The following is a 15,447-nucleotide window of genomic DNA, read 5'->3' on the forward strand; positions in this document are numbered from 1 at the left end:
TCCCTGCAAGGAAATAGCCAAAGGAGTCTCGCTAATGCGAGGCTCCTTTTTTACTTAGACATTCCCGATAACAAGCCATTTTCAGTCCTATTTAAGTTACTAACGTTACAGTCCTAAAAAAACAACAATTCAAAGGAAGTCACTCAATTATGCGTAAAAGTTTTATTGCCATCGCCATCGGCGCCACTCTCGCCGCCGGATTCATGGCAGGTTGCAGCAGCACAGAAACTAAAGCACCTAACGTTATCTCGGTACAAACCCAAAACCCGCTGTTCCAAGCCAGTAACCTGCAATATCAAGCCCCTGATTTTAGCCTCATTAAGAATGAGCACTTCGCGCCAGCCCTAGAGCAAGGCATGGCAGAGCAGTACCAAGAAATTCTCGCAATAGCCAATAATCCGGCAGCAGCAACCTTCGATAATACGATAGTGGCTATGGAGAAAAGCGGCGCCTTACTCAACCGTGCATCAAGCGTGTTTTATAATTTAGCAGGGTCGAATAGCAATCCAGAACTGCGTAAAATCCAAGGCGAAATGGCGCCCAAAATGGCGGCCCACTCAGATAATATCAACTTAAACCCAGCGCTATTTGCCCGTATCGAAGCCATCTATAACGACCGCACTAACTTAGGGTTAACCCCAGAAGCCGTACGTTTGGTTGAGGTATATCACCAACGCTTTATCATGGCTGGCGCTAAACTTACCGATGAACAAAAAGTTAAAATCCGCGCGTTAAATGAAGAACAATCAACACTAACGAATGAGTTCTCTCAGCGTTTATTACGCTTAACCAAAGAAATCGCCGTTGTGGTGGATTCAAAAAATGAACTTGCTGGATTAACCGACGGTGAAATCACTTCAGCCGCGAACGATGCCAAGGCGGCAGGTCACGATGGCAAGTATCTGATTAACATCACCAACACCACTCGCCAACCTGTGTTGGCATCACTGGAAAACCGTGAGCTACGCCAGCGTATTTGGGAAGCCTCAGCGAACCGTGGCTTAACTGGTGAAAACGAAACTGCGTCACTCGTATCTCGTTTAGCGAAACTCAGAGCCGAGCGCGCAACACTATTAGGCTATGAAAACTGGGCAAGTTATCGATTAGCACCGCAAATGGCCAAAACACCCGAAGCGGTTTACAGCATGTTTGGTTCAATGGTGCCTGCGGTAGTTGCTAACACAGAGAAAGAAGCGGCCGACATTCAAGCCATGATCACTAAAACCGGTGGGAAATTTGAACTGGCACCGTGGGACTGGGAGTTTTACGCAGAAAAAGTCCGCCAAGAAAAATACGCCCTCGATGCCAATAGCATTCGCCCATACTTCGAATTTAACCGCGTGCTCGAAGACGGCGTATTCTACACACTCAAAGAACTCTATGGCGTCACCTTAAAACCACGCCCAGATTTACCGGTTTACCATCCCGATGTAAAAGCCTACGAAATGTTTGATGCCGATGGCTCAAGCATGGCCATTTTCTACGCCGACTATTTTGCCCGTGAAGGTAAACGTGGTGGCGCTTGGATGAGTTCGTTCGTCGGCCAATCCTTCCTCGAAGGCACTAAACCTGTGGTCGTCAACGTGATGAACATAAAGAAAGCGCCCGAAGGTCAACCCACCTTCGTCAGCTATAACGAAGTCACCACTATGTTCCATGAGATGGGTCACGGCACCCACGGCATGTTCTCTAAAGTGACTTATCCAAGTCTGGCGGGCACCTCGGTTTCACGCGACTTTGTCGAATTTCCATCGACGTTTGAAGAAGATTGGGCCGCCCATCCAAAAGTGTTAGCGAACTACGCGAAACACTACGAAACGGGCAAACCCATTCCCGATGAACTGCTGCAAAAACTACTGAAATCAGGCAGTTTCAACCAAGGCTTTGACACACTGGAATACATGGCCGCTGCATTAGTAGACATGGAATGGCATTCATTAAGCCCAGATACCCCGCTGCAAGATGTACCAACCTTTGAAGCCAATGCCCTGAAAAAGCACGGCTTAAACATCAGTGCCGTACCTCCGCGTTATAAGTCGACCTATTTTGCCCACGCCTTCCCCGGCGGTTACTCGGCAAGTTATTACGCTTATATGTGGAGTGAGATTTTAGCGGCGGATGCGTTTGCCTATGTACAAACCCAAGGTGGGCTCAATCGTGAAATCGGCATGAAGTACCGCAAAACGATCCGTGAAGTGGGTAATAGCATAGCGCCAATGGACGCCTACAAAAACTTCCGCGGACAAGAACCAACCACAGAAGGCTTACTTAAACGCCGCGGTCTAGATCAAGCACGCTAAGCTAAGAGTTGATAGCCTTAATGCGATAGGCTAGAGATAAAGACAAACTCAGCCTTAACCAAAAAATCAGCCAGCATAATGCTGGCTGATTTATTTTGACTTATTTGTCGTGAACGTTTGCAGTGAAAGGTTTCAATTAACGTCTAGCTAATTGCGCCTTTCGATTTGATTTTAAGTACGATAATACTGATCACAAATGCCACACTACAAGCCACTAAACCCGCGACAACAGACTCGGTAAATCCAAGTGCCACATAACCCACTAAGCTAATAAACGCCGCAATGAGTGCATAAGGTAGTTGAGTCACCACATGGTCGATGTGGTGGCAACTAGCACCCGTAGACGACAAGATAGTCGTGTCGGAAATTGGCGAGCAGTGATCGCCAAATACAGCCCCCGCCAGCACAGAGGCAAGCATAGGCAACATCATGCCAGTGTGGCTTCCCATCGCCATATCAGCAGCAATCGGCAACATGATCCCGAACGTACCCCAGCTAGTACCAGTTGAGAACGCGGTAATACCTGCTAGCACAAACATTAAGGCGGGTAAAAACGCGAACGGAATATTTCCTGTTGCTAAACTCGCCATAAACTTACCGGTTTCGAGTTGACCAATCACACCTGCGATTGTCCAAGCAAATAACAGGATGTAAATCGCCGGCAGCATAGAGCGAGCGCCCTGCACTATACCTTTGACTATCATCAATTTCTCAACGCCTTGCACTAAATTCAATATCAGCGAAACAGCTAGACCAATTAATGCACCAAAGAAAAGTGATGAACTGACATCGGTTTTCTCAAAAGCAGAAATAATATTAAATTCAATCCCTTCCGCCGCGAGTACTTGAGCGCCACTGTTAATCATAAAATAGAGGGTTGCAAATACCAATACGGTAATCGGCAGGAACAGACCTAAAATCTTACCGGTTTCGGCTTCAGGTAAATCCGCGTTCGCCCCAGGCGGTAATCCTTTAGACTCATCGTATAAATTACCACGTTGGGCATTGAGCTCATGCTCACGCATTGGCCCAACATCTAATCCCATAAAGACAACAAAAAGTAATAATAACAAGGAGAAGATTGCATAAAAGTTCATCGGGATCATTTGAATAAAAATACTCAAATGACCCGTATCAGCAAAACCATGGGCAGTTAATATCCCGCCAATGAGTGCGATAATATAAGCGCCCCAGCTCGAAACTGGAGAAATAACGCACACAGGCGCCGCAGTAGAATCTAATAAATAAGCTAACTTAGCGCGGGAAACATAATAACGATCGGTAACAGGTCGAGCGACCGAACCAACAACTAAGCTATTGAAATAGTCGTCAATAAAAACTACGCAACCTAAAAACATGGTCAATAGTTTAGCGTCACGTTTATTACGTATATGTAAACGAGCCCAATCGGCAAAAGCCCGCGCGCTGCCACTTACGGTAATTAACGCTGTGATCATTCCCAGTACAATTAAGAAACCGAGAATATATAAGTTCCACGAATTTAGACCTTTATCAGTCCAAAAAAGCCCTTTCACGCCATTAAATACAAACTCACCCGTTGCTAAAGGTGAAAATTGATTGAGCAATAAAGCACCAATTAAAATACCTAACCCCAAAGAAAGCAGTACACGGCGAGTCAATATCGCCAACACGATAGCCACCGCAGGCGGCAACAAGGAAAGTGCCGAATCGGCATAATTCATAACAGTCATTGATTATTATCTTCGTTAAATACGAATGGAGGGCGACTGAACTGGTGGGAAAAGGCAATAGATACCCAAGGTCACCTGTCCTATCAGTAGCGCTCCATAGTAACTATTCCCAATATCCATATCGGAAAATACTATGGCAGTGCTGCACCTATTAGGTACAACCCCAGCAGTCGATCGTGATAAATCGAACCACTTCGGCACCAAATCCTTTCGCAATCGATCAACGGAATCACCCTACTGATCACTACTAATATTTGGCGCGCCTCTACTTCTAAGAACGCCCTTGCACGGGCGTGAGGCACATAAAAACATAAGCGGCTTAGCAGATGCTACCGCAAAGCCACTTAATGTGACCTAGATCACAGATAAAATCAACTGAGACTTGTAATCAGCTCAGGAACCGCCTCAAACAGATCTGCAACGAGTCCATAATCGGCAACTTGAAAAATCGGCGCTTCAGGATCTTTGTTGATTGCAACGATGACTTTAGCGTCTTTCATGCCGGCTAAATGCTGAATCGCGCCAGAAATACCGACGGCAATATACAAGTTTGGCGCAACGATTTTACCGGTTTGACCCACTTGTAAATCGTTAGGCACAAAACCTGCGTCAACTGCGGCGCGTGATGCGCCAACTGCTGCACCGAGCTTGTCAGCAAGTTGTTCTAACATGCCGAAGTTTTCACCACTGCCCATGCCTCGGCCGCCAGATACGATAATGCCAGCATTGCCTAACTCTGGACGGGCAGAAACTGTCAGCGATTGAGAAACAAACTGAGTTCTCGCTTCAAACACTTTATCGAGTGTCGTCACAGCCGCACTGTTACCTTCTGGCGCAGCGTCAAACGCACTGGCGCGCACTGTCATCACTTTAATGGCATCATGGCTTTGCACTGTCGCTAAGGCGTTACCCGCATACACAGGGCGCACAAAGGTATCGGCATTGACAACAGTAATGACTTCTGAGATTTGCGCGACATCTAATAATGCCGCAACGCGCGGAAGCGTGTCCTTACCTAAACTTGAAGCCGAGGCCAGAATGTGACCATAGTTTGGCGCTAAGTCCACCAGCAATTTGGCAAAATTTTCCGCTAAATGCGCTTCATACACGCTGGCATCGGCAACGAGTACTTGGCTAACGCCTTGTAGTGCCTGTGCCGCTTGGACAACCGCGCCACATTGGTGACCAGCTACTAAAACATGTACTTCATCGCCTATGGCGCGGGCGGCGGTAACAATTTTTGCCGTATCGAGTTTCAGTGCTGCATTATCATGTTCAGCTAATACTAAAATGGCCATTTAGATCACCTTCGCTTCATTTTTTAACTTTTCAACTAGCTCGGCTACCGACGCTACCATGATGCCCGCTTTACGTTCAGCTGGCGGAGTGACCTTCACAATCGTTTGGTGACTCTTTAACGTCACGCCTAAGTCTGCCACAGTAAATACTTCTAATGCCTTACGCTTAGCTTTCATTATGTTAGGCAATGAAGCGTAACGGGGTTCGTTCAAACGTAAATCGGCGGTCACAACAGCAGGTAAAGGTAATTTGAGAGTTTGCATGCCGCCGTCAATTTCACGGGTGACTTGTAACGTATTCCCTTCTAATTTGATTTCTGAAGCAAAGGTCGCCTGTGGCATATCCATTAACGCGGCAAACATTTGGCCAGTTTGGTTATTATCACCATCGATGGATTGCTTACCAAAAATCACCAGCTCTGCTTGTTCTTTGTCTTGTACCGCTTTGAGCAATTTGGCGATAGACACTGGCACGAGCTCTTCTTCAGTATCGATATGAATTGCACGATCTGCGCCTAATGCAAGCGCGGTACGCAGTTGTTCTTGCACGGCTTTATTACCAATACTGACAACAACCACTTCAGTAGCGCTACCCGCTTCTTTTAAACGAACCGCTTCTTCTACTGCGATTTCACAAAAAGGGTTCAACGCCATTTTTAGGTTTGCAGTGTCAACACTTGTATTGTCAGCTTTGACCCTGACCTTCACATTGGCATCAACAACGCGCTTAACGGGCACCAATACTTTCATAGGGTTTCCTTCCTACACTTTCATGTACATGGACAAAACATTGGTTAATACCAATGCAGGATAGAGCAACTTTACGTCCTGTTAACGTTAACGTCAACCAAAGTCAAACGCCTGTTTGTATTTTTTAATCCGCTGCAACGGCCACTTTTTTGGACACTTATTTGAGGGAATAAGAAAAGTTCAAAAAATAAATAATATTTAATTTCCTTAAAACGCATAATTTTATTTGATTCGAGCTATATTAGTTTCTATCATTTAGGTGTTGTTCACCATTATCCTGTATTAAAAATAGAGTGGGACGAAAATAGATATGAGCGAATTTTTAGAGATATTAACTCACGGCCGTCGTTTTAAAGCTGCAGTAAAAGAACTTAGCGTTGAAGAGTTACGTGATTTAGCCGACAAATTAGATAAAATTTTAGTAGAACGCGAGTCTATGGCTGAGGAAGAAGAACAAGCCATGGCAGCTCGTAATGCTAAGATTGAAGAAATCCGTCAACAAATGGAAGCCGTTGGTTTATCAATTGATGACTTAGGTGGCGTAGCTGTTAAAGCTGCTGCGAAGAAACGCGCTCCTCGTCCAGCTAAATACCAAATTGAAGTTGACGGTGAAATGGTTCAATGGACTGGCCAAGGCCGTATGCCTACCGTATTTAAGAACGAGATCAACAAAGGTCGTTCTATGGAAGATTTCTTAATCTAATCCAACCAAGTGTGATGGCGCTAATTGCCAACACAAGTTTGCATAAAAGCTCGCATTAGTTGCGAGCTTTTTTATATCCATCAATCATCTCAAACTTAAACGACAGCCGTTAATTCCGCACCTCACTCCCACTCAAATTACGTTACAATTCAGCCTTAGTATTTACATCTGCTTTCAGTTACTCTTTGTTCACCCTCACTCGATTGAATAAAATAATGCAGATAAACAATAAGATAATGATAAGCTGCAGCATAATCGCTAGCTTAGTATCACAAACAACATTTGCCCAGCTCAATACTGGAACAACATCCAGTAAACTCACTGCATTTACCCATGCTGAATTAATTATTGCACCGGGAAAGCGTTTAAGCGATGCCACTTTATTAATTGAAAATAATCGAATTAAAGCCATTATTGAGCACAACGACATTCCCGCTGGCGCATTTAGAATCGATTTGAGTGGTTATACAATTTATCCCGGATTTATCGATCCTTTTACTGATTATGGGATTGAGTTCGAATATCCCAAACTTAAGCTCACTCACCCCGTCTATGATATAAAGCGTATCGGTGGTAATGCGGAAAATGGTGCAATTCATTCTGAAAAAGAATGGTTTAATTACGTTTACCCCAATAAAGAACGCGCAAAAGAGTGGATTAATAATGGTTTCACCAGTGTGCAAAGTAGCAAACTCGACGGTATCTTCCGTGGGACGGGTGTCAGCCTTTCATTAGCGGACAAAACGGCTAATGAAGTGATTTATCGCGCCCGCAGTCAACCTTTTATGGCATTCGATAAAGGTTCGTCTGAACAAGATTATCCCTCATCATTAATGGGCAGCATTGCACTTATTAGGCAAACCTTTGCCGATGCAAATTGGTATAACCAAAATAAAAACAAACCTGCCAATGGCGCAATAAACAATCAAGTCGAATTTAATATCGCCTTTGAGCGTTTAGATAATTTAGCCGATAAGCAAATTATCTTTGAAACCAAAAATCTCAACGACCAATTACGTGCAGCCCATTTACTTAAAGAACATAAACTGCCAGCCAACCTACTTGGTAATGGTCAAGAATACTCACGCATCAATGAGTTAAAGGCGCTGAACTATCCGTTGATCTTGCCTTTAAACTATCCGCAGGCACCCGATGTCGGGACAGATGACGCTGATCGTGAAGTATCACTGGCGGATTTAAGACAGTGGGAACGTGCACCAACCAACCCTGCAGCGGTAGCTAACGCGGGTATCCCCTTTGCGTTAACGCAGTTTGGGATTAAGACCGATGCCTTCTGGCCGCGCCTACGCCAAGCCATCGCCCAAGGTTTAAGTGAAGAAAACGCTCTCGCGGCACTCACCACCCAAGCCGCAGAGATGACAGGCACCGCCGACTTTACCGGTAAACTCGCGCCCGGTTATATGGCTGACTTTGTTATAACTAAAGGCAATATCTTTAAAGATGGCCAGATCTACAGTGTTTGGTTGCAAGGTCAGGAGCAAAGTCTGCGCTCACTTCCCCAAGCACGATTACTGGGAGATTACCAATTAAGCCTCAATAACCTCACACTAGATTTATCGCTACATGATGAAAGTAAAAGTGATAAACCCAACATCCAAGGCAATTTAAGCAGTGGCGAACAAAGTATCTCACTCACTCAACTTAAGTTAGATGATAACGGGAGATTGAGCTTTACTGCCAATTTGAGCGCCGCAGGCATTAACGGCCTTAGCCGCTTTACGCTGTGGATGGCCGATGACGGCATTCAAGGTCGTATGGTCGATGCAAAAAGTCGCACTACAAATGTTGCCGGTGTCGCTTTAACTCAAACTGCAAAGCTCAAAAAAGCAGACCAAACAAGCAATAATGCTCCCAAGAATGAAGCCAACACGAGCCTACTGAGTCACCTCACCTTCCCTAACGTCGCTTACGGACTGAGAGAAGCCCCTAATGTTGAGAAGCTGCACATCAAGAATGCCACCCTGTGGACATCAGATAAACAAGGTATTCTCGAACATGCTGATCTCTTGATGGCCAATGGCCGCATCGAAAAAATTGGCCAACAATTAAGTACGCCATCAGGTTATCAAGTCCTCGATGCAACAGGTAAACACCTCACCGCTGGCATAGTCGATGAACACTCGCATATCGCCATTAATGGCGGTACTAACGAAGGAACAGACGCAGTTACCTCTGAAGTACGCATTGGCGATATTATTAATCCCGACGATATTTCAATCTATCGCGCCTTAGCGGGCGGCGTCACCAGCGCGCAATTACTCCACGGTAGCGCCAACCCTATCGGTGGCCAATCACAACTGATCAAAATGAAATGGGGCGAGCCAGCCGAACAACTCAAATTTGTTAACGCGCCCGCCAGTATCAAATTTGCTTTAGGTGAAAACGTCAAACAGAGTAACTGGGGCGAAAAATTTGTTCAGCGCTTCCCTCAGACTCGCATGGGAGTAAAAGCCTTATTTGAAGAAACCTTCGACGCTGCTATCGCCTATGAAAAGGCGTTAAAAACCTATGATAATCTGCGCTCCAGCGATAAAAAGAAAACCGTCGCCCCGCGCCCAAGTTATCGTCTGCAGGCGGTCGCCGAAGTATTAAACCAGCAACGCGACGTACATATTCATTCCTATGTGCAGTCAGAAATCCTGATGTTTATCCGCTTAGCCGAGGCTTATCACTTTAAAGTGCAAACCTTTACCCATGTGCTCGAAGGTTACAAAGTGGCGAGTGAACTGGCCGTCCATGGCGCTGGCGCTTCGACGTTTGCCGATTGGTGGGCCTATAAGTTTGAGGTGTACGACGCGATTCCACAAAATGCGTGTTTGATGCAAAACAAAGGTGTGACCACCAGCATAAACTCAGACGACTATGAAATGCAGCGCAGACTCAACCAAGAAGCGGCTAAGTCTATGATGTATTGCAATATGTCGAAGGAAGATGCTTGGAACATGGTCACTATTAATCCGGCCAAGCAATTAAGAGTCGATGAATTTGTGGGTTCACTTACTCCAGGGAAAATGGCCGATATCGTACTCTGGAACGCAGAGCCGCTGTCTATTTACGCCAAAGTGACGCAGGCATGGGTTGAAGGAAAACGCTATTTTGACCGCGACCAAGACCAAGTTGCCCAGCTCGCTGTAGTCAACGAGCGCGCCGCACTTATCCAAAAAATTCTCAGCAGTGATGACCAAACTAAAGCGGGTGAAAAAGTCACGCCACTCAACGAGCCACAGTGGCACTGCGACACCCACTATCAAGCATGGGGCCACGCTCATGAGGGAGCCAAATAATGCAACATTTATCTAAAACCGTTTTGTTTGTGGCGCTACTCGGCGCAATTTGCACCACGCAGGCCCCAGTTATGGCCAATGATATCGTACCTACGCCTAAACAAAGCCGCAGCGTACTGATAAAAAACGCCACAGTGCACACAGTCAATCAAGGCGTGCTCAGCAACACAGACGTCTTGATTGAAAATGGCAAGATCACGGCCGTTGGGCCTAAACTCACCAGCCAAACCAACAGTGCAACCGCAGAAACCAGTGACACTCAAATCGTCGATGCCAGCGGTAAACACTTGTATCCGGGCTTAATCGCCCTAGACACCAGCTTAGGCTTAGTCGAAATTGAAATGAGCCGCCCAACGGTTGATAACGCTGAGGTGGGTTATATCAATCCGCAGATCAGCACGGCCACAGCTTACAATGCGGATTCGGAGCTCATCCCGACCATACGTTACAACGGCATTACCCACGCACAAATCGTTCCGAGCGGTGATGGGTTAGCTGGACAATCGATACTGGTGGATCTCGATGCATGGACGATTGAAGATGCGATGACACCAAGTGCTGGACAGTTCCATGTCTACTGGCCGCAAATCAAACGCATGCCAGAAGATGAAAAAGAGAAAGCCAAGGCCATCGAGAAAAATCAGCAGGCGATCGACAAGCTCAATATCGCCTTTGAAGATGGCTATCGCTATTTCTTAAGTGATAAGGCTAACGGCAAAGACAAAAACCAGGATGAAGATCCACAGTCTGCGACCAACAACCTGCGCTGGCAGGCTATGCTGCCGCTATACCAAGGCAAAGCGACACTGTTTGCCCATGCCGACAGTGTTGGCCAAATTGAGCAAGTGATTGCCTTGACGAAAAAATACCAATTCAAACTGGTAATTGTCGGCGGATACGATGCATGGCGTTTGGACTCAAGCCTAAGGGAAGTTAAGGCTGGAGTCATTTACCCTCATACCTTGAGTCTGCCTAAACGTAAAGATGAGCCAGTCGATTTACCCTTTAAGATCCCATCTTTACTCGCCAATGCAGGTATTCCCTTCGCCCTTGGGTTCTCATCGGACTGGAATAGCCGTAACCTCCCCTACGCCGCAGGTTACAGCGCCGCCTATGGTTTAACACCTGAACAAGCACTTAAGTCCATCACCTTAGATGCCGCAAAACTGTTAGGTGTCGATGATTTAGGTGCGATAGCGGTGGGATACCAAGGCAGTGTCGTGCTGTCAGAGGGGGACATTCTCGACCCTATGACCAATAAAATTGAGGCAATCTGGATTGAAGGACGGCAGATAGATCTGAATAATCGCCATCAGCAGCTTTATCAAAAGTACCTTAAGCGGTAGAATTTACTCAGATAATAATATCGCATAGGCGCAGCCTACCAAGGCTGCGCAGTTTTCTCCTCAACCTCAGGTCAAACCATGAAAATTATCCTCTCAAGTGCATTAGTGCTCCTGCTCAGTGCCTGTGCAAGCGACTACAGTTTTAACAGTAATTTGGACAGTGAGGCGATTAATGACTATTTCAAGGCATCCGATGTCATCCTTTATGAAGGTGATACCTTGCCGAAAGGTCATTATGAATTAAAAGGATTGGTCGAAGGTGAGTCCTGTCAGGCCGATGCTAACGGTGCGCCTGCGTCACTTGCCGATGCCAGAACCGAAGCCCGTCGCAATGCGGCAGATAAAGGGGCTAACGGCATTATCATCAAGCAATGTGTCATATTTGAAGAAGCTGCCCAAGGTTGTATCAGCCGTGCATTATGCGTTGGTCAAGCAGTAAAAACGGCTACAACAGAGTAAGCCTCACGCATATTAAGCATACTGCTCGTGGCGTGATCCTATAGTGTTCTAAGATTGCCCCTATCAACCGCTTAATGGCTAACGCTTAATGACTAATCGTTTCATGACCTACGCTGCATAATTAGCGCTCAAAGATGGGCCTTAATGATGAGCTTAGAATGATGAACTTAGGCGGTTGTTATACTTACCCTTTAGGTAATTTTTTGCATGATATTTACCAACCAAATTATCGCAGTGGCAACATGCCGCACGCCCTATAAACAAAAATTTGGCATTCCAAGACAACCCGGACTTGTTGAAGCGCGTGGTTATGTCGAACTCGAGCCCCATGTGAATCATATTGATGCGGTGCGTGGCATAGAGCAATATTCACATCTCTGGTTACTGTTTTGTTTCCATGAGAATCTTGCCCAAGGTTGGAAAACCACAGTGCGGCCGCCGCGTTTAGGCGGCAATGAAAAACTTGGCGTGTTCGCAACTCGCTCCACTTTTCGCCCCAATGGTATAGGTCAGTCTGTAGTGAAATTGCACGGTGTAGTGCAGCGCAAGGGCAAAGTGTGCCTCGAAATTTCCGGTATGGATCTGCTCGATGGCACACCGATAATTGATATTAAGCCATACATTCCTTTCTCAGATTCGATTACCGATGCTGTAGGCGGCATTGCCCAAGACGCGCCTAAACTGATTTCAGTGGTGTATTCTGACCATGCCAAGGCACAGATTGAACGTTACGCCGAGCAGGAAACCTACACAGATTTAGCCGTACTTATTCGCGGAGTGCTCGGCCAAGATCCACGTCCCGCCTACAAAAAAGCCAAGGACGATCCTAAGTTATATCAAGTCGCCCTCTATGATTTAGATGTGTTCTGGCAAATGGCGGTCGATGACAATGACCAAGAATACATCTTAGTATTGGAACTCAAACCGGGGAAATGTGGCTAAATGTCCGCGCCAACGCCTACATCAAAACCTGATTATCAAAGCCAGCATAAAAAGCGGCTCTCTTGGATGCCGTGGCTGTATTTTTCTTTAAAAGAGAAACATTTAATCTGGGCCAAACCTTGGCAAGACGATATTCAAGCAAAACTTTGTGCCCTCGAAACGGTAACTATCGGCGAGCACTGTTTTATCGCCCCCGAAGCTCAGTTATTTGCCGAACCCAATCGTGATATCCGCATAGGTAATCGCTGCATGATCGCCGCCGAGTGTTTTTTGCATGGGCCTATCACGCTAGGGGACGAAGTGGCGATTAATCATGGTTGCTCCTTCGATGGCGGCAGAGTCGGGATTCAGATAGGCAATCAAACCCGCATCGCCAATAATGTCACCCTTTACGCCTTTAACCATGGCATGGCGCCAGATACCCCCATATATCAACAAGCTGCCAACTCCAAAGGCATTGTTATTGGCAAAGATGTGTGGATTGGCGCTCAGGCAGGCATAGTCGATGGTGTGACCATTGGTGATCACGCTGTGGTGGGTATGGGCAGCATAGTAACGAAAGATGTGCCCGACTGGGCGATAGTGGCAGGCAACCCCGCCAAAGTGATTGGTGATAGACGGGATAAGTAAGCAGTAAGGATTATCTTGATACTAGCAGTGACGAAGTCACTCTCTAACAGCGCAGCGCTCTTCCTTGCGTTATCCGTTATCCGTTATCCGTTATCCGTTATCCGTTATCCGTTATCCGTTATCCGTTATCCGTTATCCGTTATCCGTTATCCGTTATCCGTTATCCAGCATCAAAAAATGCTATTTATCTCCCAGCTAGTTGAATTTAACCTAAATCCCTAGGTGACATCACCAAAGCAGGTGATAAAATGGCGACCATTCAACTCAAATTTGGACATCGGTAATGCGCGTCAGCAAGTACCTGCTATCAACACAGAAAGAAACTCCTGCCAACGCAGAAGTCATTAGTCATCAATTAATGTTACGTGCGGGCATGATCCGTCGTAATGCGTCGGGCCTTTACAGCTACCTCCCCACGGGCTTACGCGTATTGCGTAAAGTCGAAGCCATTGTTCGTGAAGAAATGAACAAAGCCGGTGCAATTGAAATTCTAATGCCTATGGTGCAACCGGCAGACTTGTGGGTAGAAACAGGTCGTTGGGAAAAATTTGGTCCCGAGCTGTTACGCTTTAAAGATCGTCACAATCGCGACTTCGTATTGGGGCCAACCCACGAAGAAGTGATCACAGATCTCATTCGTAAAGAAGTCAGCTCATACAAGCAATTACCGCTGAACCTTTACCAAATTCAAACCAAATTCCGTGACGAAGTTCGCCCACGTTTTGGCATGATGCGCTCACGTGAATTCTTGATGAAAGATGCCTACTCTTTCCACCTTGACGTCGATACCATGAATGAAACCTATGAGGCTATGTACACAGCCTATAGCAACATTCTATCGCGCATGGGCTTAGCTTTCCGCCCAGTTTTAGCTGATACGGGTTCAATCGGTGGCAGCATGTCACACGAGTTCCATGTTCTAGCACAAAGCGGTGAAGATTTAATTGCTTACTCAACGGGCAGCGATTATGCCGCTAACATTGAGAAAGCCGAATCACCTATGCCAACTGAACCACGCGGCGCAGCCACTGAAGCATTGCGTTTAGTCGATACCCCAAATGCGAAGACCATTGCAGAATTAGTTGAGCAGTTTGGTTTGGATATCACTAAAACAGTCAAAACCTTAATCGTAATGGGTGCGACAGAAGCAACGCCTTTAGTGGCACTGATTGTTCGTGGCGACCATGAACTCAACGAAGTCAAGGCTGACAAGTTAGACTTAGTCGCATCACCATTGGAAATGGCGCCAGAAGCGCTGATCCGTGACGCCATTGGCGCAGGTCCTGGTTCACTTGGCCCTATCGGTCTTAAAATCCCTATCGTTATCGATCACAGCGTTAGCGTCATGAGCGATTTTGCCGCCGGTGCTAACGTTGATGACCAACACTATTTTGGTATCAACTGGGAACGCGATCTGCCGACAGCGCAAGTTGCCGACATCCGTAACGTAGTCGAAGGCGAGCCAACACCTGATGGTTCAGGCACTTATGCTATGGCACGCGGTATCGAAGTGGGCCATATTTTCCAACTGGGCACTAACTATTCTAAATCGATGAACGCGACTGTACTTGACGAAAATGGCAAGTCACAGGTGCTACTGATGGGTTGTTACGGTGTCGGCGTGAGCCGTATTGTGGCAGCAGCCATCGAACAAAACTTCGATGACCGTGGCATCATTTGGCCAGAAGCGATTGCACCATTTAGCGTGGGCATTCTGCCAATGAACATGCACAAATCGCACCGCGTCACCGATATCGCCGAGCAGTTATACAAAGACTTAAACGAAGCGGGTATCGAAGTGTTATTGGATGATCGTAAAGAGCGTCCAGGCGTGATGTTCGCCGATATGGAACTGATTGGTATCCCACATACAGTGGTGATTGGCGATCGCAATATCGATGCTGGCGTATTTGAATATAAAAACCGCCGCACAGGTGAAAAACAAGATATTCCATTCGATCAACTGCTCGACTTCCTGAAAAACGCAGTCAAAGGCTAAGCC

Annotated in this window: 12 protein-coding genes and 1 riboswitch; of the genes, 9 read left to right on the top strand and 3 right to left on the bottom strand. The window is 46.4% G+C overall.

Features of this window, described 5'->3' with window-relative positions:
- Positions 1-149: 149 nt before the first annotated feature.
- Positions 150-2,300 carry a M3 family metallopeptidase gene (locus L5M11_RS00475; protein ID WP_263190978.1) on the top strand — a complete coding sequence of 717 codons (2,151 nt, stop codon included), beginning with the start codon at positions 150-152 and terminating at the stop codon, positions 2,298-2,300.
- A gap of 143 nt (positions 2,301-2,443) precedes the next feature.
- On the opposite strand, the gene L5M11_RS00480 is transcribed toward L5M11_RS00475, so the two are convergent.
- The 3 genes from L5M11_RS00480 to L5M11_RS00490 form a co-directional block, all read right to left on the bottom strand.
- A complete protein-coding gene (locus L5M11_RS00480; RefSeq protein ID WP_028761122.1) occupies positions 2,444-4,012 on the bottom strand; it encodes a Na+/H+ antiporter NhaC family protein in 1,569 nt (522 codons plus the stop codon).
- 79 nt (positions 4,013-4,091) lie between these two features.
- Positions 4,092-4,288: riboswitch (Lysine riboswitch) on the bottom strand.
- Between the two features lie 95 nt (positions 4,289-4,383).
- Complete coding sequence (locus L5M11_RS00485; RefSeq protein WP_028761123.1) at positions 4,384-5,310, bottom strand: electron transfer flavoprotein subunit alpha/FixB family protein; 927 nt, start codon at positions 5,308-5,310, stop codon at positions 4,384-4,386.
- On the bottom strand, positions 5,311-6,060 hold the full coding sequence (locus L5M11_RS00490) for an electron transfer flavoprotein subunit beta/FixA family protein (protein ID WP_263190979.1): 750 nt from the start codon (positions 6,058-6,060) through the stop codon (positions 5,311-5,313).
- 310 nt (positions 6,061-6,370) lie between these two features.
- On the opposite strand from L5M11_RS00490, the gene L5M11_RS00495 reads away from it, so the two are divergent.
- The 8 genes from L5M11_RS00495 (at position 6,371) to L5M11_RS00530 (ending at position 15,444) form a co-directional block, all read left to right on the top strand.
- Positions 6,371-6,763: an H-NS family nucleoid-associated regulatory protein gene (locus tag L5M11_RS00495; RefSeq protein ID WP_028761125.1), complete on the top strand. Its 393-nt coding sequence runs from the start codon at positions 6,371-6,373 to the stop codon at positions 6,761-6,763.
- Positions 6,764-6,978: 215 nt separating this feature from the next.
- Positions 6,979-10,068 carry an amidohydrolase family protein gene (locus tag L5M11_RS00500; protein ID WP_263190981.1) on the top strand — a complete coding sequence of 1,030 codons (3,090 nt, stop codon included), beginning with the start codon at positions 6,979-6,981 and terminating at the stop codon, positions 10,066-10,068.
- Positions 10,068-11,414: an amidohydrolase family protein gene (locus L5M11_RS00505; RefSeq protein ID WP_263190982.1), complete on the top strand. Its 1,347-nt coding sequence runs from the start codon at positions 10,068-10,070 to the stop codon at positions 11,412-11,414. Before L5M11_RS00500 ends, L5M11_RS00505 begins: the two co-directional genes overlap by 1 nt.
- A 78-nt stretch (positions 11,415-11,492) precedes the next feature.
- Positions 11,493-11,873 (top strand): Rcs stress response system protein RcsF, encoded by a 381-nt coding sequence (gene rcsF, locus L5M11_RS00510; RefSeq protein WP_113940978.1) that lies wholly within the window; start codon positions 11,493-11,495, stop codon positions 11,871-11,873.
- 207 nt (positions 11,874-12,080) lie between these two features.
- Positions 12,081-12,815 (top strand): tRNA (N6-threonylcarbamoyladenosine(37)-N6)-methyltransferase TrmO, encoded by a 735-nt coding sequence (gene tsaA / locus L5M11_RS00515; RefSeq protein ID WP_263190983.1) that lies wholly within the window; start codon positions 12,081-12,083, stop codon positions 12,813-12,815.
- Positions 12,816-13,445, top strand: a complete 630-nt coding sequence (locus L5M11_RS00520) for an acyltransferase (RefSeq protein WP_105252033.1) — start codon at positions 12,816-12,818, stop codon at positions 13,443-13,445.
- A 15-nt stretch (positions 13,446-13,460) separates the two neighbouring features.
- Positions 13,461-13,667, top strand: a complete 207-nt coding sequence (locus tag L5M11_RS00525) for a hypothetical protein (protein ID WP_263190985.1) — start codon at positions 13,461-13,463, stop codon at positions 13,665-13,667.
- A 61-nt stretch (positions 13,668-13,728) separates the two neighbouring features.
- Positions 13,729-15,444 (top strand): proline--tRNA ligase, encoded by a 1,716-nt coding sequence (locus L5M11_RS00530; RefSeq protein WP_113940975.1) that lies wholly within the window; start codon positions 13,729-13,731, stop codon positions 15,442-15,444.
- The last annotated feature ends 3 nt before the right edge of the window (positions 15,445-15,447 follow it).

Source organism: Shewanella sp. SM87 (assembly GCF_025653705.1).
Lineage (GTDB): Bacteria > Pseudomonadota > Gammaproteobacteria > Enterobacterales > Shewanellaceae > Shewanella > Shewanella oncorhynchi.

Bases quoted from the DNA above. Each gene is read 5' to 3' on its own strand.
- L5M11_RS00500 (WP_263190981.1), top strand. From the start codon at position 6,979: ATGCAGATAAACAATAAGATAATGATAAGCTGCAGCATAATCGCTAGC.
- L5M11_RS00495 (WP_028761125.1), top strand. From the start codon at position 6,371: ATGAGCGAATTTTTAGAGATATTAACTCACGGCCGTCGTTTTAAAGCT.
- L5M11_RS00520 (WP_105252033.1), top strand. From the start codon at position 12,816: ATGTCCGCGCCAACGCCTACATCAAAACCTGATTATCAAAGCCAGCAT.
- L5M11_RS00530 (WP_113940975.1), top strand. From the start codon at position 13,729: ATGCGCGTCAGCAAGTACCTGCTATCAACACAGAAAGAAACTCCTGCC.
- L5M11_RS00485 (WP_028761123.1), bottom strand. From the start codon at position 5,310: ATGGCCATTTTAGTATTAGCTGAACATGATAATGCAGCACTGAAACTC.
- rcsF (WP_113940978.1), top strand. From the start codon at position 11,493: ATGAAAATTATCCTCTCAAGTGCATTAGTGCTCCTGCTCAGTGCCTGT.
- L5M11_RS00475 (WP_263190978.1), top strand. From the start codon at position 150: ATGCGTAAAAGTTTTATTGCCATCGCCATCGGCGCCACTCTCGCCGCC.
- L5M11_RS00490 (WP_263190979.1), bottom strand. From the start codon at position 6,060: ATGAAAGTATTGGTGCCCGTTAAGCGCGTTGTTGATGCCAATGTGAAG.
- L5M11_RS00480 (WP_028761122.1), bottom strand. From the start codon at position 4,012: ATGACTGTTATGAATTATGCCGATTCGGCACTTTCCTTGTTGCCGCCT.
- tsaA (WP_263190983.1), top strand. From the start codon at position 12,081: ATGATATTTACCAACCAAATTATCGCAGTGGCAACATGCCGCACGCCC.
- L5M11_RS00505 (WP_263190982.1), top strand. From the start codon at position 10,068: ATGCAACATTTATCTAAAACCGTTTTGTTTGTGGCGCTACTCGGCGCA.